Genomic DNA, 21,500 nt, shown 5'->3' on the forward strand with positions numbered 1-21,500 from the left:
GCCGCCCCCGTCCTCAAAGGACACACCCACCCACCGGCCTCCACCCCTCCCGGCGCACGGGCCACCCCTCCAGCCCCGCTCCCCGCCCCTCCAGCCACACAAGCCGACCCTCCCGGCACGCGCTCCGACCCTGCGGGTGCGCGAGCCGACCCTCCAGGCACGCGCCCCGACCCTGCGGGCACGCGAGCCACCCCTTCAGCCACGCGGCCCGACCCTCGGGGTACGCGAGCCACCCCTTCACTCCCGCGGACCGACTCTCCGGGTACGCGCCCCGACCCTGCGGGCACGCGGGCCACCCCTTCAGTCACGCGGCCCGACCCTCGGGGTACGCGCTCCGACCCTCCGGATACACGCCCCGGCCCTCCCGGCACGCGAGCCGAGCCTGCGGGTGCGCGGACCGACTCTCTGGGTGCGTGAGCCGACCCTCCGGGTACGCGGGCCGACTCTCCGGATGCGCGAGCCGACTCTCCGGGTACGCGCTCCGACCCTGCGGGTGCGCGGACCGACTTCCGGGGTACCTGAGCCGACCCGCCGAGGACGCGAACCTCCCCTTCGGGGCTGCGGGCCGGTCGTTCGAGGGCGTGTGTCGCCCCTCCAATCACGCGTGTCGCCCCTCTGATCACGCGTGTGGCCCCTCCAATCACACGAACCGCCCCTCCGGGCGCGCGTATCGTCCAGCCGAGTGCGCGTGTCGTCCGCCTGGGTGCGCGTGTCGTCCGTTCCGGTGCACGTGCCACCCCCTGCCGGTGGAGGTCGCGTGACCGTTCCGGCTCAGCGGGGTGCCTCCGAGATCCCCACCCGCCTGCTCGTCCTGTGGTGCCCGGACTGGCCCGCCGTCTCCGCGGCGGCCGTCGGCGGTGTTGCCGTCAGCGAGCCCGTTGCCGTCTTCAGCGCCAACCGGGTCGTTGCCTGCAACGCCCCCGCGCGGCGGGGTGGTGTGCGGCGCGGGATGCGGCGGCGGGAGGCGCAGTCGAACTGTCCGGAGCTGGCCGTCTTCGCCGCGGACGGCGGCCGTGACGCGAGGCTCTTCGAGGCCGTCGCGCGGGCTGTCGAAGGGCTCGTCGTCGGGGTCGAGGTTGTGCGGCCCGGACTCGTTGCCGTGCCCGTTGCCGGTGCTGCCGGGTACTTCGGTGGGGAACACGCCCTCGTCGAACGGCTCCTCGACGAGGTGGCGGCCGTCGCCGGAGTCGAGTGTCAGATCGGGGTTGCCGAAGGGCTCTTCGCCGCGACGCTCGCCGCACGGCTCGGCGCCTTCGTCGAACCCGGGTGCGTTGCCGAGTTCCTCGCGCCGCTGCCCGTCACCGAGCTCGATCAGCCCGGTGCTGACCGCGCGGAGCTCGTCGACCTGCTGCGCCGCCTCGGGTTGAAGACGCTCGGGGCCTTTGCCGCCCTGCCGGAACGCGATGTCGTCAACCGGTTCGGGACCGTCGGTGTCCTAGCCCACCGGCTGGCGCGCGGACGCTCCGAACGGCCCCCGCTGCGTCGGCGGCCGCCGCCGGAGCTGACCCTGACCGAGGAGTTCGACCCGGTTGTCGAGCGGGTCGACGTCGCCGCGTTCCTCGCCAAAGGCCTCGCGGCGCGGTTCTGCGCCGGCCTCGCCGGGCACGGTCTCGCCTGCACCCGGCTCGGCATCCACGCCGTCACCGAGGACGGTGAACACCTCGGCCGCACGTGGCGGTGCGCGGAACCGCTGACGCCGTCCGGGGTCGCCGACCGGGTGCGCTGGCAGTTCGAAGGCTGGCTGCGCGCCGCGCCGGGGCAGCGGCCGACGTCCGGGGTCGTGCGGCTGCGGCTGGAACCCGAGGAGATCGTCGAAGGGCGTTCCCTGCAGCTCGACCTGTGGCGCAACGGCGGTTCCGACGAGGCCGACGAGCGCGCCGCCCGGGCGTTCGTGCGGGTCCAAGGCCTGCTCGGGCCCGAAGGCGTGGTGACGCCGGTGCTCGACGGCGGCCGCGACCCCGCGGGCCGCGTCCGGCTGGTGCCGTGGGGCGACCCGCGCGAGCGGACGACGCCACCGGACGCAACCTGGCCGGGACGGCTGCCGTCCCCATCGCCGGCGACCGTCCTGGACCGGCCGGTGCCGGCGCAGGTTTTCGACGACGGCGGCCGGGCCGTCGGCATCACGGCTCGCGATCAGGTGACGTCGCCCCCGCGGCGGCTCAGCATCGCGGGAGCCGCGGGCCGGGAGGTGGTGGGCTGGGCCGGCCCTTGGCCCCTGGCAGCCGACCGGCGGCGGCCGGGCCCGCCCCGCGCGCGGCTGCAGCTGGTCCTGGCCGGCGAAGGAGACGAGCCACCCGAGGCGGTGCTGGTGCACTGCGCGGGCACGGAAAATCCACTGTGGACGGTCGAGGGAGTGTACGACTGAGCATGGACGAGGACTACGCACAACGGCTCCGAAACTGGCTGCGCGCCGAGCCGCAAGCAACCCCACGCGGGACGGCGGAGCAACGCGAATGGCTGCGGGAAGTCCCGGAGCCCAGCACCCGCGCGGCCCACGACCGACTTCCGGCAGCCCAAAATCCGGCGCCCGACGCCCGGCCGGCCCACGACCGGCTACCGACGGCTGACGCTCCGGAGCCCAGCGCCCGCGACCGGCTTCCGGCGGCCCAAAGCCCGGCGCCCGGCGCCCGCCCGGCCCGCGACCGGCTTCCGGCGGCCGAGAGCCCGAAGCCCGGCAGCCGCGTGGCTCGCGACCGAATCCCGGCGGCTGAAGCCCCGGCGTCCGGCGCCCACCCGGCCCACGACAGGCGCCCAACAGCCGAAACCCCCGGCAGCCAAACCCCCGACCAGCACCCCAAGCCCGAAACCCCAGACCCCCAGCCCAACCCACCCGAAAGCTGGACGGTCCGCGGCTACCTCCCGGAGCCCCAAGACGACGACTGGATCTGCCCGGTGATCACCCTCCCGCTTCCACGCCCCTCCCGCGAAAACGGCTGCCGCATGAGCGAGGCCGAAGCGCGGTCCCGCTGGAACCACCCCTCCAACTGGCACCGCCGCCGCCGGGAAGCCGGGGAGTTGCGGCCCGATGAGCCCCGGAGCCACTGAATGGGCTGGAACAACCCACCCGTCCGCTGGAAGGACCTCGCCCGCACCCTCGCCGGCGGCCTCCCTCCCGGTGATCACGGCGACAGTCCCGCCTGGGGACGGCGTCGCGAGGGCTACCACCGGCCCGGCGACCTCCCCGCGCGCGGCAATGACGACGGCGGTGAGGCCGTCCGCGTCCCCTACGCCGAACTGCACTGCCACTCCAACTTCAGCTTTCTCGACGGGGCCAGCCATCCCGAAGAGCTCGTCGAAGAGGCCGCGCGCCTGCAGCTGGACGCCATTGCCCTCACCGATCACGACGGCATGTACGGCGTCGTGCGGTTTGCCGAAGCCGCGCGGGAACTCGGGGTCAACACCGTCTTCGGGACCGAACTCAGCTTCGGGCTCCAGAGCCCGCAGAACGGCGTTCCCGACCCCGAAGGCGAGCACCTCCTCCTGCTCGCCCGCGGCGACCAGGGCTACCGCGCCCTCTGCCGCGCCGTCACCGCCGGGCAGATCCACCACCAGGCCGAAAAGGGACGGCCGAACTACGACCTCGGTGCGGTCGCCGAGGAGGTCGCCGGGCAGTGCGTGGTGCTGACGGGCTGCCGCAAAGGCGCGGTGCGCTCGGCCCTCGTCGCGCACGGCCCGGCGGCCGCCGCGGAACAACTGAAAATCCTCATGGACCGCTTCGGCCGGGACAACGTCTACGTCGAGCTCACCGACCACCGCCAGCCCCTGGACAGCACCCACAACGACCTCCTCACGCAGCTCGCCGGCGAACTCGGGCTGCCGACCGTCGCCACCACCGCCGCGCACTACGCCCGGCCCGAACGCGCGCCGCTCGCCGACGCGCTCGCCGCGATCCGGGCGCGGCGGGGGATCGACGAACTCGAAGGCTGGCTGCCGGCCGCCGGGACGGCGTTCCTGCGCAGCGGTGCCGAAATGGACGTCCTGTTCCGGCGCTACCCCGGTGCGGTCCGGCGCAGTGCCCTGCTCGGCATGGAATGCGCGTTCCCGCTGAAGCTGATCGCCCCCGAGCTGCCGCCCTTCGACGTCCCCGACGGCTACACCGAAACGACCTACCTGCGCCACCTGACGGAGGAAGGCGCGAAGGAACGCTTCAAAGGCAAGCCGCACGAGGAAAAAGCGAAGGAACAGATCAAGCACGAACTCGCCATCATCGAGGAGCTCGGCTTCCCCGGCTACTTCCTGATCGTCTGGGACATCGTCCGCTTCTGCAACGACAACAAGATCCTCTGCCAGGGCCGCGGTTCGGCCGCGAACTCCGCCGTCTGCTACGCGCTCGGCATCACCAAAGTCGACTCGGTCGCCTACGAACTGCTCTTCGAACGCTTCCTCGCCCCGGACCGCGACGGCTATCCCGACATCGACCTCGACATCGAGTCCGACCGCCGCGAAGAGGCCATCCAGTACGTCTTCCGCAAACACGGCCGGCTGAGAACCGCCCAGGTCGCGAACGTGATCACCTACCGTGCCCGCTCCGCCGTCCGTGACGCCGCCCGCGCCCTCGGCTACTCGCCGGGTCAGCAGGACGCCTGGAGCAAGCAGATCGACCGCTGGGGTTCGCTGCGCAGCACCGAAAAGGACCACGACCACGACATCCCGGACGAAGTCGTGCAGCTCGCCTTCGCGCTCGAGGACTTCCCGCGGCACCTCGGCATCCACTCCGGCGGGATGGTCATGTGCGCCGAGCCGGTCAGCCAGGTGGTGCCGGTCGAGTGGGCGCGGATGGAAAACCGCAGCGTGATCCAGTGGGAAAAAGAGGACTGCGCCGCCGCCGGGCTGGTCAAGTTCGACCTGCTCGGCCTCGGCATGCTGTCGGCGCTGCACTACATGATCGACCTGGTCGAGGAGTACAAGAACGAAAAGGTCGACCTCGCCGAGCTCGACCTCGCCGACGAAAAGATCTACGACATGCTGTGCCGCGCCGACGCGATCGGCGTCTTCCAGGTGGAGAGCCGTGCCCAGCTGGCGACGCTGCCGCGGCTGCAGCCCCGCGAGTTCTACGACCTCGCCGTCGAGGTCGCCCTGATCCGGCCCGGCCCGATCCAGGGCGGCTCGGTGCACCCGTACATCCGCCGCAAACAGGGCCGCGAGAAGTGGGCCTACGACCACCCGCTGCTGGAGAAGGCGCTGCACAAGACCAAGGGTGTGCCGCTGTTCCAGGAGCAGATGATGCAGATCGCGCTGGACGTCGCGAACTTCACCGCGGCGGAGGCCGACCAGCTGCGGCACGCGATGGGGTCGAAGCGGTCGGACCGGAAGATGGACCGGCTGCGGCAGCGGTTCCTCGACGGCGCCGCCGCGAACGGCGTCGAAGCCGAGCTCGCGCAGAAGATCTTCGGCAAGCTCAAGGCGTTCGCGAACTTCGGCTTCCCGGAGAGCCACGCGCTGAGCTTCGCGCACCTGGTCTTTTCGAGTGCCTACTTCAAGCTCTACCACCCGGACGCGTTCCTGGCGGGCCTGCTGCGGGCGCAGCCGATGGGGTTCTACTCACCGCAGTCGCTGGTCGCCGACGCGCGGCGGCACGGCGTCACCGTGCACGGCCCGGACATCAATCGCAGCCTGCCGCACGCCACCCTGGAGCCGGGCACCGGCGAGTTCCACGACGTCCGCACCGGGCTGGGCACCGTGCGGAAGATCGGCGAAGACCTGGCGAAGCGGATCGTGGCCGAGCGGCAGGAGAACGGCGACTACCGCGACCTGGCCGACGTCGCCCGCCGGGTCCGGCTGACCACGCCGCAGATCGAGGCCCTGGCCACCGCCGGTGCCTTCGCCGGTTTCGGCGGTGACCGCCGGCAGGCGCTGTGGATGGCGGGGGCGGTCGCCGGGGAACGCCCGGAGAAGCTGCCCGGCCTGGTCGGCGCGGAGGCGCCGGTGCTGCCCGGGATGGACGGCCTCGACATCGCGGCGGCCGACGTCTGGGCCACCGGCGTGTCGCCCGGCAGCTACCCGACCGAGTTCATCCGCGACCGGCTCGACGAGCTCGGCGTCGTCCCGGCGAGCGGCCTGGCCGACCTCGACGACGGCGCCCGGGTGCTGGTCGGCGGCGCGGTCACGCACCGGCAGCGCCCCGCCACGGCCGGCGGGGTCACCTTCCTCAACATCGAGGACGAAACGGGGATGGTCAACGTGATCTGCACGCTCGGCCTGTGGCAGCGCTACCACCGCGTCGCGCGCGCCAGCTCGGCGCTGCTGATCCGCGGGGTGGTGGAGAAGGCCGACGGCGTGGTCAGCGTCCTCGCCGACCGCGTCGAAGCGCTGCCGATGCGGATCAAGGCGAAGTCGCGGGACTTCAGGTGAGGGGACGCCGCACGATCGTGACGATTTCGGGGCTCGCGTCGGTCACCGGCGTGCGGTCCCAGTAGCCGTACTGCTCGTCGACGACCAGCCCCGCCTCTTCGGCGAACCCGTTCAGCGAGGGGACGTCGAGGAAGCGCAACGTGCTTTCGCTGTACTGCGGCGCGTCCCAGCTCGGGCTTTCGTACGTGGTCTTGAAGGTGACGTACCCGTTCTCGAACGGCCCGGCGTCGTTCCACGAGCGGACGTCCCCGGCTTCCCAGACGTTCGAAGGGGTCCAGCGCTCCCAGGCGCGGGCGGCCGGGTTGCGTGTCTCGAAACCGAACCGGCCGCCCGGCTTCAGCGCCCGCCGGACCGCCGAGAACGCCGTCCGCACCTCGTCGTCGGTCAGCAGCACCTGGAACGCATGCCCGGTCATCACCGCGAAATCGAACTCGCCGTCCCAGGAAGCGGTCGACAAATCGCCGTGCACCCACTCGATGTCGTCCCGGCGGCGCGCCTGGATGAGCATGCCCTCGGCGGGATCGAGCCCGACGAGCCGTCCTTCGTGGCCGGATTCGCGCGCCCAGTGCAGCAGGGAACCGGTGCCGCACCCGACGTCCAGCACCGACTCCGCGGCCATGATCATCGGCAGGTAGAACGCGAAGTCGCCGCTGCTCTCCCGCGGGTTCATCGCGTCGTAGAGCGAAGCGAGGCCGGCGTCGGTGTAGTGCTCGTCGGGCATGCCGCCACCGTAGAGCCCGGCACCGGGGAACTCACCCGGTTTTCGGGCCCAGGCCGAGCAGTTCGGGATGGGCGGCCAGTTCCCGCCAGTACGCGCCGGGGTCGGGCAGCAGCCGCCGCCGGTCCAGGTCGAGCAGGCCGGACACGCTGGCCACCTCGGCGACCAGCGTGCCGTCCGGCGCGTGGAACTCCTGCGTCACCCGCGAGGTTTTGCCGGTACCCCAGTGGAATTCGCAGCTGACGCCGACTTCGCCGTGCGGCGGCAGTTCCCGGTGGAATCGCACGGTCGTCTCCAGGTTCACCGGGCCGATCCGGCGGGCGGCCAGCTCGGCCGGGTCGATGCCGGCGGCCCGGACGCACACCCAGCGCGCGTGGTCGGCATAGGCGAGGTAGGCCGGGCCGCGGACGTGGCCGTTCGCGTCGATGTCGTCAGCGCGCACCGCGATGGTGACTCGGAACATGCGGACGATCGTGGCGCGCGAGTGGCGTCGGCGTCTGGAACTTTTCGGCCACCCGCACGAGCGCGGCGGGGGAGGAGCCGGAGAGGCGGCGGCATTCGCGGCCGAGGTGGGACTGGTCGGCGTAGCCGAGCCCGGCGGCGACGCCGGCCAGCGACGCCCGCCCGGCCGACAGGGGCTCCAGGAGCCGGAGGAACCGCTGGAACCGCCGGACGCGGTGCAGTTGCTTCGGTCCCGCCCCGACGGCGTGGACGAAGTGCCGCCGCAACGAGCGTTCGCTGAGCCCCACGGCGATCTCGGACGTCCGGGTGTTCGTGCCGAGGGCCTGCACGGCAGCCAGCACCCGCCGGTCCGGCGCCGCGCTCCGGCGGGCGACGAGCGTTTCGAGGATCCCGCGCTGTGCCAAGGGATCCGGCGTGAGCGCGAGGACTTCCTCGGCGCGACGGGCATCCGCGCCCCAGAGGTCGCTGAGCCGCGTCACGGCGGGCAGCTCCGGCATGGACGTGCCGAGCACGGCGGCCGCGGCCCCGCAGCGCAGCCGCACCCCGACCCGGGACGCCGACGCCGGAACCCACAGCCGCAGGGGCGCGCCGACGGTGACGACGACCGTCAGCGCGTCGCCGTCCCAGACGAGGTCCGCGCAGCCGTCCGGCAGGACGCGCAGCGGCCGGGCCCAGCCGGTGCTCCCGTGCCAGCCGCAGGCCAGGACGTCCGTGAGCGCGGGCGGTGGCGCGACCTCGCGGTACACCGAGCGCGCCGCCACCGGCCGCAGCGGAACTCCCATGGGCCCCAGTATGCAGCGGTCAGGAACCGACCCCGTGGATCTGCCGGACGGCTGGGCCGACACCCGGCGGCCTTCCTGCGGCTCTCTGCCGGACAGCGGGCGGCCCAGCGGCGGACGATCGAAGCCGGCGCTGGCGCCGGTAGCGGGTGTGGCACCCTGGGCCCGTGCTGGAGACGGGGGAGGACTACCGCGAAGCGGTGTTGTCCGGACAGTGGTGGGAAAAGCGGCGCTTCACCGGCTGCGACTTCACCGGAGCGGACCTGAGCGGGCTGCGGACCCGGGGCTGCACCTTCGACGACTGCGTGTTCAGCCGGGCCGACCTGTCGCGTTCGCGGCACGACGCGTCGGCGTTCCGCTCGTGCACCTTCGACCGGACCGTGCTCGCCGAGAGCCGCTGGACGTCGTGCTCGCTGCTGGGCACGTCGTTCACCGAGAGCGGCTTCGGCGGGATCGCGCTGACCGAGTGCGACCTGTCCCTGGCGTCGTTCGCGAAGGCGCGGCTGCGCAAGCTCGGGCTGTCCGGGCTGCGTCTGCGCGAGGCCAACCTGACCGAAGCCGACCTCACCGGCGCGGACCTGCGCGGCAGCGACCTGACCGGCGCCCGCCTGCAGGGCGCGAAACTCGAGGGCGCCGACCTGCGCGGCGCCCGCCTCGACGCGAACGCCCTGGTGCAGGCCGACCTGAGGGGCGCCGAGGTCGACGTCGAAACGGCGATCGCCTTCGCCGCCGCGCACGGCCTGATCATCCGCTGAACGACGAAGGCCCCGGCAGCGCCGGGGCCTTCGTGAGAATTCAGTCGATCGGGGGTTCGCCCGGGTCGAGTTCGATCAGGTCGCCCTCGGCCAGGAGTTCTTCGATCGACGCCGGCAGCAGGTACGCCGACCCGCCGCCGGGCTGGTTGAACCACGGGATCGCGACGCCGGCCAGCGTCTCCAGCGGCCGCTGCACCCGGTAGACGTGGTACGGGCGGTTCACCCACTCCGGTACCAGCGACCGCTCGGCGAACGGCGTGCCCGCCGCGTACGTCAGGTTGCCGTTCGGGCCGCCGAAGCGGTCCAGCTCGCTGCCCGCGGGCAGTTCGCGCAGCTCCTTGCCGCGGAACAGCGTCAGCGGCGGCTCGCCCGCCATCGGCGAGATCGGCCACTGCTGCTGGCCACCGCCACCACCGCCGTTGACGGCCGGCCGGGCCGGTGCGCCCTGGGGCACCGGCGGGGCGGGCGGCACGGGGGCCAGGACGGTCGGCGCCGGCTGCGGCGGCTCACGCCGGGGCGGCGCCGGCGCGGCGGGCGGCGGGCCGGCCTGCTGCCGGTCCACCGGCGGCGGCCCGGCCGGGACCGGGGCCGGCGGCGCGGGCGGGCGCGGGGGTGCCGGCGGCTCGTCGTCCTCGAGGTCGCCGAACAGCTCCTCGGCGCTGGTGAACGCCGTCTGCTCCTGCGGCGGCACCGGCGGCTCGGGCTTGCGGACGGGGTACGAGCCGGTCGCGACCTCGGGCGACAGCGTCGCGACGACCCGCTGCGGCGCCGGCGCCGGCTCGGGTTCCGGTTCGGGCTCCGGCGCGGGCGGCTCCTCGGCGGGCACGTGCCCCTCCGGGTTGAGCAGCAGCTTGCCGAGCATGAACGCGGCCGCGTCTTCGGCGTCGCCGAACACCGCGGGGTTGCTGAGCTTGCCGTCGTACCAGCCGACGCGCCAGCCGTCCTCGACCTCCTCGACGCTCCACCCGTGCTCGGCGGGTTCGCCCAGCTTGTAGCCGCTTTCGGGCACGTCGAGCTCGTCCAGCTTGGCCTGCAGCCCGGCGAGCACGGGGTGGTCCGGGGTCTCGCGGCGCAGCGCCCGGCGGCCCGGACGCGGGGCGGCGGGCGCCTCGGCCTGGGCGGGGGCCTGCGGCGCCGGCGGCTCCGGCACGGGCAGCACCCCGGGGACCTCGGGCTGGGTGATCATGGTCGGCGGCCCGGGGTCGAACGCGGGCTGCTCCCGCCGCGGCGACGCGAAGGCGTGCGAGGGCTCGTCGTCGTGTCGCTGCTGCTGGAACGACTGGGGCGGTGCGTCTTCACGCTGCGGCGGCTGGAAGGCGTGGGACGGTTCGTCGTCGTGTCGTTGCTGCTGGAACGACTGGGGCGGTCCGTCTTCACGCTGCGGCGGCTGGAAGGCGTGCGAGGGCTCGTCGTCGTGTCGCTGCTGCTGGAACGACTGCGGAGATGCGTCTTCGCGCGGCGGCGCAAAGGCGTGCGACTGCTCATCGTCGTGCCGCTGCGGCTGGCCGGGCGGCTGGAAGGCGTGCGGGGCCTCGTCCGGCCGCTGCGGCTGGCCGGGGGCCTGGAACGCGTGCGGCGCCTCCTCCTGCCCCGGTGACTGGAACGCGTGTGCCTCGTCGTGCTGCGGCTGGAAGGCGTGCTCGTCTTCGTGCGGCTGGTCGGCCTGGAAGGCGTGGGACGGCTCGTCGTCCTGGTGGGCCGGGCCGGCGTCGAACCCGGTGTGCCCCGGTTCGTCGTCGTGCGGTTGCTCGGCCTGGAAGGCGTGCTCGTCCTCGTGGGGCGGCTGGAACGCGGCGTGCTCGTCGTCGCGGCGCGGGAAAGGCTCGCCGTCCCGCGGGGCCTCCGGGTCGTGCCCGATCGGCTGGTCGGGGACGTACTCCGCGGTCTCTTCGAGGTCGGGCACCCGGCCCGGCTCCGGCGACGTCCCGTTCGACCCCGGGGCGTGCTCGGCCTGCTGGTCGTAGTCCTCTTCGCCGTAGTGCTCGTCTTCCTCGGCGAAACGGTCGTCGAACTCCTGGTCGTAGCCGTCTTCGGCGTACTCGTGCGCTTCGGCGGGCGCCTCCGGCTCGGCGGGGGCGTGCGGCGGCTCCACCGGGGCGGGCGGCTCCTGGTGCTGCTGCGGCATCGGCGGCGCGACGGGCGCGGCGCCGGGCGGCGGCCCCACGGGCGCCTGCTGCTGCGGCGGCATCGGCGGGGGACCTTGCGGCGGCGCCTGCTGGATCGGCGGGCCCTGCGGCGGCGGCCCGGCCGGGCGCTGCTGCGGCGGGGGCTGGTTGCCGCGGGTCAGGTACCCGGCGGCGGCCTGCAGCGTCGCCTCGTCGACCGGCGGCAGCGTGAAGCCGACCGCGCGGACGTGCTCGACCAGGTCGGGTTCGGGCGAAACGCCGTACTTGTGCAGGTAGAAGTTCACCGCGGCGGGCCAGATCCACTGCCCGTCGCTGTGGAAGGCGACCGGGACGGTGGCCTCGGGGGCCGCGGCCAGCCGGTCGATGTCGTAGCCGCGCTCGGGCACCACCAGCGGCGCGTGCTCCAGGTACTCCAGCAGCCGGTCCTGCTCCTCGACCTCGAGGTCGGGGCGGTTGATCACCGGGCGGCCCGCCGGGCCGACGGTGTCGAAGATCCGGGCGATCCGGAAGTGCGGCCCCGGCTGCTCCGGGCCGAGCCCGGACATCCGCCGGATCAGCCATTCGGGGACGTTCTCCTCGGTGCGCGGGAACATCCGCAGCTCGTCGGAGTACGCCTGCGGCGGCGGCGCGAGGTTCCACACCGGTTCGTCGCGGTTGTACTCGAGGTTGTAGCTGGACGGGTGGTCGAGCTGGTAGCGCGCGTTGAACCACGTTCCGCGGCCGTCGCGGTACATGCCGCCGCGCAGGCGCCCGAAGAGGGTCGCGATGTCGTGGGTCGCGAGCCACTCGTGCACCGTGCCGTCCTCGGTGACGATCTCGCCGGTCAGCTCGTGGTACCTCCCGACGGCTCGGTACTCCGCGGTGACCTTGCGCCAGTCGCGCGGGGCGGCACGGAGCAGGGCAAGTCCGATCTGCTTGACCAGGGTGTCCTGCTCGGTCGCGTTCAGCTGCGTCGTCGGTTGTGCCACGGGGACATTTTGACTGCTCGCGCGCGCGAGTGCACCCCGCATGTGGGTTTTGCCGCCCGGCCACCCGGTGGCACCGGGCCTGACCTCGGGTGATGCGACGTGCGGTAGGTCACAGCTTGATCGCGGGAACCGTCGCGATTGGACCGTGTGGGGTAGTGGCCAGTCTACGGGCTGCGACCAGGCGCGCCTGGAAGCGACGCGCGGGGGTCGCTTTGCCAGAATGGGGCCCGTGACGGCGAAGATTCTCGACGGCAAGGCCACCAAGAACGCCATTTTCGCGGAGCTCGAGCCCCGCGTCGCGGCCCTCGCCGCGAAGGGGGTGACGCCGGGGCTGGGCACCGTCCTGGTCGGCGACGACCCGGGGTCGCACTCGTACGTGCGGATGAAGCACGCCGACAGCGGCAAGATCGGGATCAACTCGATCCGCCGCGACCTGCCGGCCGACATCACCCAGGAGAAGCTCGAAGCCGTCATCGACGAGCTCAACGCCGACCCGGCCTGCCACGGCTACATCGTCCAGCTGCCGCTGCCGAAGCACCTCGACGCGAACCGCGTGCTGGAGCGCATCGACCCGGAGAAGGACGCCGACGGCCTGGCCCCGGTCAGCCTCGGCCGGCTCGTGCTGGGCCAGCAGGGGGCGCTGCCGTGCACGCCGTACGGGATCATCGAGCTGCTCAAGCGGCACGGCGTCGCGCTGAACGGCGCGCAGGTCACCGTGGTCGGCCGCGGCATCACCGTCGGCCGGACGCTGGGCCTGCTGCTGACCCGCCGCAGCGAGAACGCCACCGTGACGCTGTGCCACACCGGCACCCGCGACCTCGCCGCCGAGGTCCGCCGCGCCGACGTCGTGATCGCCGCGGCCGGGGTGCCGGGGATCATCACACCGGACATGGTCGCCCCGGGCGCGGCGGTGCTCGACGTCGGCGTGTCCCATGTGGACGGCAAGCTCACCGGCGACGTCCACCCGGGAGTCGCCGAGGTGGCCGGCTGGATCTCGCCGAACCCGGGCGGCGTCGGCCCGATGACCCGGGCGATGCTGGTCAGCAACGTCGTCGAAGCGGCGGAGCGCTCGGTCGCGGGCCGATGACGATGACCGAGGAGCGCCGGGAGGTGTCCGGTCCCCGGCCGTCCCGGTTCACCCAGCTCCCGTTCGCGGCGGTGCTGGTGGTGGTGGCCGTCGCGGCGCTGCGGATCTTCCAGTACCACTGGCGGGAGGGCGCGGCGCTGATCGGCGTCGCGCTCCTCCTCGCCGCGGCCCTGCGGGCGGTGCTGCCGACGGCCAGGGCCGGCCTGCTGGCGATCCGCGGCAAGATCGTCGACGTGGTGACGTTCACCGCGCTGGCGGCGGCGGTGCTGTACGTCGCCCTGACGATCATCGGCGGCCCGTTCAGCTCCTCTTAGGACGCGAGGGCGAGCTCACGCCGTTCGGCTTTGGCTTCGCGGCGGTCCAAAGTGCCCGAGACGACCGCGAGGGTCAGGCCGAAGACGGCCAGCAGGGCGCCGACCCAGTTGGGGGCGACCAGGCCGAGGCCGCCGGCGATGACCAGGCCGCCGAGGTACGCCCCGATCGAGTTGGCGATGTTGAACGCCGACTGGACCGCGGCCGACACCAGGGACGGGGTGCCGCCCGCCTTCTCCATGATCCGCGCCTGCATCATCGGGCCGATCATGAACCCGGCGACGCCGACGAAGAAGATCGTGATCGCCGCGCCGATCTTGCCCTGGGCGGTGATCGTGAAGATGCCCAGCACCGACGCCAGCGCCAGCAGCGCGATGTACAGGCTCGGCATCAGCGCGCGGTCGGCCAGCCGGCCGCCGAGCAGGTTGCCGATCGTCATGCCGACGCCGGCCAGGGACAGCAGCAGGGTGACGTTCGACGGCGAGTAGCCGGCGACGTCGGTCAGCATCGGCGTGATGTACGACAGGCAGGCGAACACGCCGCCGAGCCCGAACGTGACGATCGCCAGCGCCAGGTGCACCTGCGGCCGCTTGAACGCGCCGAGTTCGTTCCGCAGCGACGCCTCCGCCGAGGGCTTGCCCTGGTGCGGGACGAGCTTCGCGATGGCCGCGATGGCGACCAGGCCGATCACGGCGACGACGCCGAAGGTGGCGCGCCAGCCGACCTGCTGGCCGAGCAGCGTGCCCAGCGGCACGCCGATGACGTTCGCCAGGGTCAGGCCGAGGAACATCAGCGACACGGCCTTGGCCCGGTCGCCCGGGGCGACGAGGCTGGAGGCGACGACCGCGCCGGCGCCGAAGAACGCGCCGTGCGGCAGCCCGGCCAGGAACCGGAACGCGATGCCGAACTCCTGGTTGGGTGACAGCGCGAAGAGGGCGTTGCCCAGCGTGAACAGGCCCATCATGGCCAGCAGCATGGTCTTGCGCGGCAGCCGCACGGCGACCGCGGTGAGCAGGGGGGCGCCGACGACGACGCCGAGGGCGTAGGCGGAGATGAGGTGGCCGGCAGCCGGGATGTCGACGCCGAAGTCGGCGGCCGCCTGGGGCAGCACGCCCATCATGACGAACTCGGTGGTCCCGATGCCGAAAGCTCCGATGGCGAGCGCGAGCAGCGCGACGGGCACGGCACTCCTTCCAAGGTGGGTAAACGATTACTGAGCCTAGGTTTCTGGATCGGTTCAGTAGGTGGGCATAAATAAAGACAGCTGATCGGCCCCAGCGCCGTGAGCTGCCTACGCCCTAGTCCAACAAGCGAGGGGGCCGGTTGTCATCCCGATATCGGGTGACGATCCACACCGTAACGCGGTGATCAGCGCCGAGCGGCCAGAACGCCGTTCAGCAGGCCTGGGAACAGCGCGTCGAGATCGTTGCGGCGCAACGAGTTGAACCGGGTGGTGCCTTCCTGGCGCCCGGCCACGACCCCGGCCTGGCGCAGGATGCTCAGGTGGTGGGTGAGTGTGGACTTGGTCACCGGCACGGTGAGCCCGCCGCACGCGATTTCCTGCTCGGTGCCCGCGAGTTGTCGGACGATGGCCAGCCGCACCGGGTCGGCGAGGGCGCGGAGCACGCCCTCGACGGTGATCTCCTCCCGGGCCGGGTGGGCGATCGGGGGCAGCGTGTCGGTCTTGGCCATGGGCCCATTGTACGACGCCGGTCGAAATTGCGGCAGCGACGTAGTACGGTGACTGTCGAACTACGACGTTCGTCGAACCAATCCCTGCTTCGTCTTGGGGGCCCAACCCATGTCCGCACCTGCTCCTTCGAGGATCTCGGTCCTCGCGTTCGGCGCCTTCGGCGTCGGGACCAGCGGTTACATCGTCGCCGGGCTGCTGCCCGCGCTGACCGGTGAGCTGCACGTCTCGGCGACGGCCGCCGCGCAGCTCGTCACGGCCTTCGCCATCGCCTACGCGGTCGGCTCGCCGCTGTTCGCCGCCGCCACCGGCACCTGGGAACGCCGGACGCTGCTGGTCGCGGCGCTCGCCGTCACCGGCGCCGGCAACCTGTTCGCCGCGCTCGCGCCCGGCTACGGCTCCCTCCTGGTGGCCCGCGTGGTGACCGCGGTCGGTGCCGCGGTGTTCACGCCCGCGGCGAGCGCCGTGGCGGCCGAGCTGACCGTCCCCGAACGCCGGGGCCGCGCGGTCGCGATGGTGTTCGGCGGGCTGACGGTCGCGCTCATCTTCGGCGTCCCGCTCGGCAGCCTGATCTCGCAGCACCTCGGCTACCGGACGGCGTTCGCGCTGGTCGCCGCCTTCTCGCTGGCGAGCGCGCTGGCCGTGCGGCTCGCGCTGCCGACGGTCGCCGCGCCGCCACGGGTGGGTCTCGCCGAGCGGTTCGCCGCCGGCCGCGACCCGCGGGTGCTCGTCATGCTGGCCACGACGGTGCTCGCCTGCCTGGCCGCGTTCATGGTCTACACGTTCGTGTCACCGCTGCTGGCCGCGACGGCCGGCGTGCACGGCACGACGGTCACGGTGCTGCTCTTCTGCTACGGCGTCGGCGGCGCGATCGGCAACTTCGCGGGCGGCCGGGCGACCGACCGCTGGGGTTCGCGGGCGCCGCTGCTCGTCGTCACCGTGGCCATCACCGCCGTGATGGCGCTGCTGCCGCTGACGACCGTGACGCCGGTGGCGGCCGGGATCTCGCTGTTCGTGTGGGGGCTGGCGACGTGGTCGTTCAACCCGCCGGTGCAGCACCGCCTGATCGAGCTGTCGCCGGGCCACGCCGGCCTGGTCCTTTCGCTCAACGCGTCCGCGATCTACCTGGGCGTCGGCCTGTCCGGCGTCGTCGGCGGAGCGGTGCTCGCGTCGGGCGGGCCGCTGCTGCTGCCCGAGGTCGCGGCCGCGCTGACCCTCGTGGCCCTGCTGCTGGTGGGCTCGGCGTGGGGGCGGGTCCGCGAGCCTCGGGAACCGGTCGCCGTCGGTTAGTCGGCGTGCGTTTGGACTTCGCAGTCGGGGCCGGGGTAGACGAGCCCCTCGTGCCCGTCGGCGAACCGCACCAGATAGGGCGGGGCGCCGTCGGGCCCGCGGACTTCGAGGATCTCGCCGCGCTGCTCGGCCGACCCGACCGTCCGGCCGTGCACCTGGATTTCGTCTCCTACTCCTGCGTGCATGGGCTTCACCTCCGTGTCCAGGGTAGGAGCGGCCCGGGACGGCGGGTAGCCCGGCGATCGGGTGGCGTGGCAGGGTTTCCGAAGTGGACGGTCGGCGAGCCGCGGCGGCGGAGAACGCGGCGTGGTGCGCCCTGGTCGCCGGCGGCGGCCGCCGGGGCCCGCGCGCCTGGACTTCGGCCTCCCGCACGCCGGAGTTCTACCCGGACGCGGTGACGCTCGACCCGGCCGCGACGGCGGCCGACGTCCTCCCGTTCGTCGACGCTTCCGCGGGCTGCTCGGTGAAGGACAGCTTCGCCGCGCTGGACCTGCCGGGCTTCTCGGTGTTGTTCGTGGCGACGTGGATCGCCTGCGGCCCGGGCATCGCCGAGCCGGGCTGGCGGCGCGTCACCGAGCACGCGTTCCCGGCCGACGCGTCGGTGGCGGTGCTGTCCTGCGGTCCGGCGCAGGTCGTCGCGCACCGAGGCGACGACGTGGTGGGGCTGTCGAACTTCTCGGGCCCGGCCCGGGCGTGGCCGGGCGCGGTGGCGGCGGTGGCGTCGGCGTTCCCGGGTGTCCCGGTGGTGGGTTACGAACACGGCGACGCGCTGCAGGTCGCGCTGGACCACGGCGCCGAGCCGCTGGGCCCGCTGCGCGTCTGGGTGCGTTAGCCCGCCTGCGCGGCTTTGGCGGCCTTCTTGAACGCGCGCACCTCGGCGAGGGTTTCGGCGCTCGTGACGTCGGCGATCGACCGGCGCGAGCCGCGGTCGCCGTACGCGCCGGCTGTCTCGCGCCAGCCCTTCGGGGTGACGCCGCGCTGCTTGCCCAGCATGGCCAGGAAGATCTTGGCCTTCTGCTCGCCGAACCCGGGCAGGGCCTTCAGCCGCTTCAGGACTTCGGGACCGTCCGGCTTCGGACGGCCGTCGAGCCAGATGCCCTCGGTGCGGCCGTCGTAGGTCTCGATGATGTGCTGCGCGAGCGCGTGGACGCGGCGGGCCATCGAACCGCCGTACCGGTGGATCGCCGGCGGCACCACGCACATCTCGACGAACTTCTCGACATCGGTGGCGGCGATCTTCGCGATGTCGAACCCGTCCATCCGGTCCGCGATCTTCCGCGGGCCGGCGAAGGCGTGCTCCATCGGGTACTGCTGGTCCAGGAGCATCCCGACGAGCAGGGCGAACGGGTCGTCGTTCAGCAGCTTGTCGGCCGCCGGGTCGCCGGTCAGGTGCAGTTCGCGCAGCATGCCGTCATCTTGACACAACGGCCTTCTTCGTCCGTGCGCTTCTTCGCCGGCAGGAGGCCATGACCAGCGCCGGTCAGGACCGGGTTCCCCGGTACCGCGACGGCGTCGTGCCCAGGTACCGCTTGAAGTGCCGGGTCAGGTGGGCCTGGTCGGTGAACCCGGCCGCGGCGGCGACGTCCGCGGTCCGGGCGCCGTCGAGCAGCAGGCGGCGGGCGCGGTCGACGCGGCGGCCCGTCAGGTAGCGGTGCGGGGGCAGGCCGAACCGCGCTCCGAAGGCGCGGACCAGGTACGCCGGGTGCGCGCCCAGCGTCTCGGCCGCTTCGGCGAGCGTCAGGGCATCCGGCAGGCGCGCGTCCAGCAGGTCGCGGAGGTCGTCGGCGAGGCCGCGCTTCGGCGGGTGCGAAACCGGGCGGCCCAGGTGGGTGCGCAGCCGGTCGGCGACCAGCACCAGCCGGCTCTCGGCCTCGAGTGCGTCACCCGGCTCGGTGAGGGACTCGTGGAGCTGGTGGATCCGGGTGCGCAGGAGGCCGTCGGCGACGCTGGGCCGGTCGACCGCCGCGCCGATGAGGTCCTCGCCGAGGACCGGCGTGTCCAGGTAGAGCACGCGCTTGCGGAAGCCGTGGCTGGTCGCCGCCCGCCCGTCGTGGGCCACGTTCGGCGGCAGCAGCGTCACCGCCGGGCCGAGCGCGCCGTGATGGTGGCGGTCGAGGTCGTAGCGGATGACGCCGTCGTCGACGATCAGCAGCGTCCACGTGTCGTGCGTGTGCAGCGGGTAGGCGTGGGTGGTGAAGCGCGCGTGGAAGACCTCGGCGATCCCGGGGACCGCCGGCCGCCAGGCTTCGACGTCCGCCATGTCAAGAACGTACAAGACGCGCGGGTGGCCGGCGGGCGAGTGTGTCCGGCATGAGTTCCTTCGACACGAAGATCGCCGTCCTGCTCCGCGACGACCTGGCGTCCTGGCAGCGGCTGAACGTCACCGCCTTCCTGGTGAGCGGGATCGCGCACGTGACCCCCGAGCTGATGGGCGAGCCCTACGCCGACGCCGACGGCACGCAGTACCTGCCGATGTTCGGCCAGCCCGTGCTGGTCTTTTCCGGAACGGCTGCGGTGCTGACCGCCGCGCACGGCCGCGCACTGGGCCGCGGCCTGCGGTTCTCGATCTTCACCGACGAGCTGTTCCACACCGGCAACGACGCCGACAACCGGGCGGCGGTGCGCGCGGTGCCGGGGGAGAAGCTGGCCCTGGCCGGGCTGGCGGTGCACGGGCCGAAGAACGCCGTCGACAAGATCCTCAAGGGAGCGTCGCTGCACCGGTGAGGCGTCACGGCCTGAGCCGCTCGACCGGCGGCAGCCGGCCGGTCGTCACCCAGGTGACCCAGTCCGCGGGGGCGAAGGTGCAGTTCCCGGACCGGACCCGGCCGGCGTGCCGGCCGAGCAGCTGGACGGCACGCCAGAGGTCGTCGTCGGCCTCGTGGCGCTCGAACGTGGCCGGATTTGCCGCGGTCCGGCAGAAGACCCCGGTCAGCGTGCTCGTCAGCCGGTCCCGGCGTTGGAGGAACCAGCCGTCGGGACCGGTGGGCGTGCCCGCCTCGCCGCCGTAGGTGCGCCACACGACGTCCGGGCCGAGCCGCGGGGCCAGGTCGAGCGCCACCGCGGACTCGAAGGCGCAGGTGTCCGCGTACGGCGAGGGTGGCACCGGCCGTGGCTCGATCCGGAGCGGGGCGAGGACCTCGATCGTCACCCTTCCGTCGTGTTCCCGGCTCTTCCAGCGCGTGATCCGGCTTCGGTGGCCCGGTCGCTTCCGGTTTTCGGCCGAGTCGGTGCTCATCTCGAAGAGAAGGCCGGCTGCTGTTCTAGGTGGTGGCCGTCGGCGAACCGCTCCAGGTTCACGGCGCCGTCGCGTGCACCAGGAACACGCTCCGGACCCGGTCACTTCCCTCGACGGTGAACGTCCGGGCCGTCACGTCCACGAAGCCCTGCGCCAGCGCCGCCGCGCCGGCTTCGTCGGTCGGGAAGGTGATGTCCTTCGGCACGAACTCGGCGAACGGCCCGGACGGCTTGAACCGGGTCCCCGACACGACCGAGAACGCCAGCCGTCCGCCCGGCTTCAGCACGCGCAGCCAGTCCGCGAACGCCGCCGCGCCCAGGAAGTGCAGCGAAGACGCGCACAGCACGACGTCGGCCGAGTGGTCCTCGACCGGCATCGGCACCGCGGGCCCGACGCACCACTCGATCCGGCCGTCCGGGTCCTGCGCAGGTGCCTTGGCCTCCGCCCGCGCGACCATGGCCGGCGACAGGTCGACAGCCAGCACTCGCGCCGGCTTCAGCCGTAGCGCCGCGTACGCCGCGAAGCCCGTCCCGGTAGCCACGTCGAGGACGAGGCCCGGGGCGTCGGGCAGCGGCTCGACCAGGGCCTCCGCCACGGCGGCGTGGAAGGTGTCGTCGTCGTAGTGCTCGGCTGTGCCGTCGAAGAACGCGGCCCGGGATTCGTCGCTCACGAAAGCCAACCTAGCCGGGGCCACCAGCGGTTTTCAGCGGACGGCGGCCCGCGAAACCGAGGTCGGCGCGGTGGTACCAGCCCAGCTCCCGGTCGCCTTCGAGCCAGCACAGGAGCACGTCGGTGCCGTCGAGCTCGGCCGGGAAGTCGACCAGCAGCGGCGCGAACCCCTTGAGCTCGGCGCCGGTGCGCTGGATCGTCGTCATCAGGTCGTCGAGGCGGGCCTGGGCGGCCTTCCACTCGGGCAGCCCGCCCAGCCCGGTGGCCCGGCCGCCCGGGCGCAACGACGCCGCGAGCTCGGCCGCGTCGGCGCGGACGCGCACGAGTTCGTCGAGGACCGGCCGCAGGCGCGTCAGTTCGGCGCGGGCTTCCGAGACGGTGAACAGTCCCATCCGCCGATGATGCCACCGGCGTACGTCACGCTTCGCGGCGCCGCCGGACCAGTGCGGCGGCCAGGCCGCTGCCGACCAGCAGGAAGCCCACACCCAGCAGGCCGCCGATGAACAGGAAGTCCATGACGCCGTACGCGATGTCGCTCTTCGGCATCAGGTTGACCAGCTTGAACCCCCACTCGGGCACGGCCATCGCGGCGACGCCGGGCAGCACGCCGTAGATCAGCCCGCCGAGGATCGGGCCGGCCGCCGACAGCGCGCCGAGCGCGGCGACGACCAGCAGCAGGATGGCTCCGCCGGCCAGCAGCGCGATGCCGAGCGGGTCGCGGTTGGTGCTCAGCGTGGCCTGGATCAGCTGCTGCTGGCGCAGCCCGCCCCAGCTCAGCAGGCCGAGGGCGACGGGGGTGAGGACGAGCCCGCCGAGCGCGCTCACCACGTGCGCGGCGCCCCGGCGCGGCCGCTCCTCGAGCACGTCGCCGGCGTCGTCGGAGTCCTGGTAGTCGTTCTCGTAGTCGTCTTCGTAGCCGGCGTACCGATGGGTCGACATGGCCTCACCTCCCGCAAGGATTCACGGGTGGCATCGTGCCCTGGTTCACCGCCGAACACCTACGGTCGCTCGGCGAGCGGTCGGATCGGCTGACCGGCGGGTTCGTGCCCGGTGATCCC

General features: G+C 73.1%; 21 protein-coding genes. 8 read left to right on the forward strand and 13 right to left on the reverse strand.

Features of this window, described 5'->3' with window-relative positions:
• The first annotated feature begins 802 nt into the window (after window positions 1–802).
• Together AB0J55_RS42845 and AB0J55_RS42850 are read left to right on the forward strand one after the other, a co-directional pair.
• The gene (locus AB0J55_RS42845; protein WP_364262988.1) at window positions 803–2,365 is read left to right on the forward strand and encodes a DNA polymerase Y family protein; all 1,563 of its coding nucleotides are present in this window, start codon (window positions 803–805) and stop codon (window positions 2,363–2,365) included.
• 680 nt (window positions 2,366–3,045) lie between these two features.
• On the forward strand, window positions 3,046–6,351 hold the full coding sequence (locus AB0J55_RS42850; protein ID WP_364262884.1) for an error-prone DNA polymerase: 3,306 nt from the start codon (window positions 3,046–3,048) through the stop codon (window positions 6,349–6,351).
• Here the strand turns inward: AB0J55_RS42850 and AB0J55_RS42855 are convergent.
• Genes AB0J55_RS42855 through AB0J55_RS42865 form a run of 3 tightly spaced genes read right to left on the reverse strand, consistent with a single transcriptional unit; the run spans window position 6,344 to window position 8,313 of the window.
• The gene (locus AB0J55_RS42855) at window positions 6,344–7,072 is read right to left on the reverse strand and encodes a methyltransferase domain-containing protein (RefSeq protein ID WP_364262887.1); all 729 of its coding nucleotides are present in this window, start codon (window positions 7,070–7,072) and stop codon (window positions 6,344–6,346) included. The genes AB0J55_RS42850 and AB0J55_RS42855 overlap by 8 nt on opposite strands.
• Window positions 7,073–7,103: 31 nt before the next feature.
• A complete protein-coding gene (locus tag AB0J55_RS42860; protein ID WP_364262890.1) occupies window positions 7,104–7,532 on the reverse strand; it encodes an acyl-CoA thioesterase in 429 nt (142 codons plus the stop codon).
• On the reverse strand, window positions 7,501–8,313 hold the full coding sequence (locus tag AB0J55_RS42865; protein WP_364262893.1) for a helix-turn-helix domain-containing protein: 813 nt from the start codon (window positions 8,311–8,313) through the stop codon (window positions 7,501–7,503). Before AB0J55_RS42865 ends, AB0J55_RS42860 begins: the two co-directional genes overlap by 32 nt.
• A 164-nt stretch (window positions 8,314–8,477) precedes the next feature.
• On the opposite strand from AB0J55_RS42865, the gene AB0J55_RS42870 reads away from it, so the two are divergent.
• A complete protein-coding gene (locus AB0J55_RS42870) occupies window positions 8,478–9,065 on the forward strand; it encodes a pentapeptide repeat-containing protein (RefSeq protein ID WP_364262896.1) in 588 nt (195 codons plus the stop codon).
• 40 nt (window positions 9,066–9,105) lie between these two features.
• Here AB0J55_RS42870 and AB0J55_RS42875 read toward each other — a convergent pair whose 3' ends face one another.
• Window positions 9,106–12,201 (reverse strand): glycohydrolase toxin TNT-related protein, encoded by a 3,096-nt coding sequence (locus tag AB0J55_RS42875; RefSeq protein ID WP_364262899.1) that lies wholly within the window; start codon window positions 12,199–12,201, stop codon window positions 9,106–9,108.
• A 178-nt stretch (window positions 12,202–12,379) separates the two neighbouring features.
• Between AB0J55_RS42875 and AB0J55_RS42880 the strand changes: the two genes are divergently transcribed.
• Window positions 12,380–13,246, forward strand: a complete 867-nt coding sequence (locus AB0J55_RS42880; protein ID WP_205624108.1) for a bifunctional methylenetetrahydrofolate dehydrogenase/methenyltetrahydrofolate cyclohydrolase — start codon at window positions 12,380–12,382, stop codon at window positions 13,244–13,246.
• Window positions 13,243–13,560 (forward strand): DUF3017 domain-containing protein, encoded by a 318-nt coding sequence (locus AB0J55_RS42885; RefSeq protein WP_364262902.1) that lies wholly within the window; start codon window positions 13,243–13,245, stop codon window positions 13,558–13,560. Before AB0J55_RS42880 ends, AB0J55_RS42885 begins: the two co-directional genes overlap by 4 nt.
• On the opposite strand, the gene AB0J55_RS42890 is transcribed toward AB0J55_RS42885, so the two are convergent.
• Window positions 13,557–14,741 carry an MFS transporter gene (locus AB0J55_RS42890; RefSeq protein WP_364262905.1) on the reverse strand — a complete coding sequence of 395 codons (1,185 nt, stop codon included), beginning with the start codon at window positions 14,739–14,741 and terminating at the stop codon, window positions 13,557–13,559. The genes AB0J55_RS42885 and AB0J55_RS42890 overlap by 4 nt on opposite strands.
• Before the next feature lie 185 nt (window positions 14,742–14,926).
• A complete protein-coding gene (locus AB0J55_RS42895; RefSeq protein ID WP_354827698.1) occupies window positions 14,927–15,250 on the reverse strand; it encodes a metalloregulator ArsR/SmtB family transcription factor in 324 nt (107 codons plus the stop codon).
• Between the two features lie 109 nt (window positions 15,251–15,359).
• On the opposite strand from AB0J55_RS42895, the gene AB0J55_RS42900 reads away from it, so the two are divergent.
• Window positions 15,360–16,538 (forward strand): MFS transporter, encoded by a 1,179-nt coding sequence (locus AB0J55_RS42900; RefSeq protein WP_364262909.1) that lies wholly within the window; start codon window positions 15,360–15,362, stop codon window positions 16,536–16,538.
• Here AB0J55_RS42900 and AB0J55_RS42905 read toward each other — a convergent pair.
• On the reverse strand, window positions 16,535–16,723 hold the full coding sequence (locus AB0J55_RS42905; RefSeq protein WP_033261422.1) for a DUF1918 domain-containing protein: 189 nt from the start codon (window positions 16,721–16,723) through the stop codon (window positions 16,535–16,537). The genes AB0J55_RS42900 and AB0J55_RS42905 overlap by 4 nt on opposite strands.
• 83 nt (window positions 16,724–16,806) lie before the next feature.
• Between AB0J55_RS42905 and AB0J55_RS42910 the strand changes: the two genes are divergently transcribed.
• Window positions 16,807–17,370 (forward strand): hypothetical protein, encoded by a 564-nt coding sequence (locus AB0J55_RS42910; RefSeq protein ID WP_364262912.1) that lies wholly within the window; start codon window positions 16,807–16,809, stop codon window positions 17,368–17,370.
• On the opposite strand, the gene AB0J55_RS42915 is transcribed toward AB0J55_RS42910, so the two are convergent.
• Entirely contained in the window at window positions 17,367–17,945 is a 579-nt protein-coding gene (locus AB0J55_RS42915) for an HhH-GPD-type base excision DNA repair protein (protein WP_364262915.1), read from the reverse strand. The genes AB0J55_RS42910 and AB0J55_RS42915 overlap by 4 nt on opposite strands.
• A gap of 73 nt (window positions 17,946–18,018) precedes the next feature.
• On the reverse strand, window positions 18,019–18,798 hold the full coding sequence (locus tag AB0J55_RS42920; protein WP_364262918.1) for an AraC family transcriptional regulator: 780 nt from the start codon (window positions 18,796–18,798) through the stop codon (window positions 18,019–18,021).
• Window positions 18,799–18,848: 50 nt separating this feature from the next.
• On the opposite strand from AB0J55_RS42920, the gene AB0J55_RS42925 reads away from it, so the two are divergent.
• Complete coding sequence (locus AB0J55_RS42925) at window positions 18,849–19,262, forward strand: DUF2000 domain-containing protein (protein ID WP_364262921.1); 414 nt, start codon at window positions 18,849–18,851, stop codon at window positions 19,260–19,262.
• Between the two features lie 4 nt (window positions 19,263–19,266).
• On the opposite strand, the gene AB0J55_RS42930 is transcribed toward AB0J55_RS42925, so the two are convergent.
• From AB0J55_RS42930 to AB0J55_RS42945, 4 genes are all read right to left on the reverse strand, one after another.
• The gene (locus AB0J55_RS42930) at window positions 19,267–19,686 is read right to left on the reverse strand and encodes a hypothetical protein (protein ID WP_364262924.1); all 420 of its coding nucleotides are present in this window, start codon (window positions 19,684–19,686) and stop codon (window positions 19,267–19,269) included.
• 145 nt (window positions 19,687–19,831) lie between these two features.
• Window positions 19,832–20,443, reverse strand: coding sequence for a class I SAM-dependent methyltransferase (locus AB0J55_RS42935; RefSeq protein ID WP_364262927.1), 612 nt, complete (start codon window positions 20,441–20,443; stop codon window positions 19,832–19,834).
• Window positions 20,444–20,453: 10 nt separating this feature from the next.
• Window positions 20,454–20,834 (reverse strand): DUF2203 domain-containing protein, encoded by a 381-nt coding sequence (locus AB0J55_RS42940; protein ID WP_364262930.1) that lies wholly within the window; start codon window positions 20,832–20,834, stop codon window positions 20,454–20,456.
• Window positions 20,835–20,859: 25 nt separating this feature from the next.
• The gene (locus AB0J55_RS42945; RefSeq protein WP_364262933.1) at window positions 20,860–21,381 is read right to left on the reverse strand and encodes a hypothetical protein; all 522 of its coding nucleotides are present in this window, start codon (window positions 21,379–21,381) and stop codon (window positions 20,860–20,862) included.
• Window positions 21,382–21,500 lie beyond the last annotated feature (119 nt).

The organism is Amycolatopsis sp. NPDC049688 (assembly GCF_040674975.1).
In the GTDB taxonomy this organism is placed as follows: domain Bacteria; phylum Actinomycetota; class Actinomycetes; order Mycobacteriales; family Pseudonocardiaceae; genus Amycolatopsis.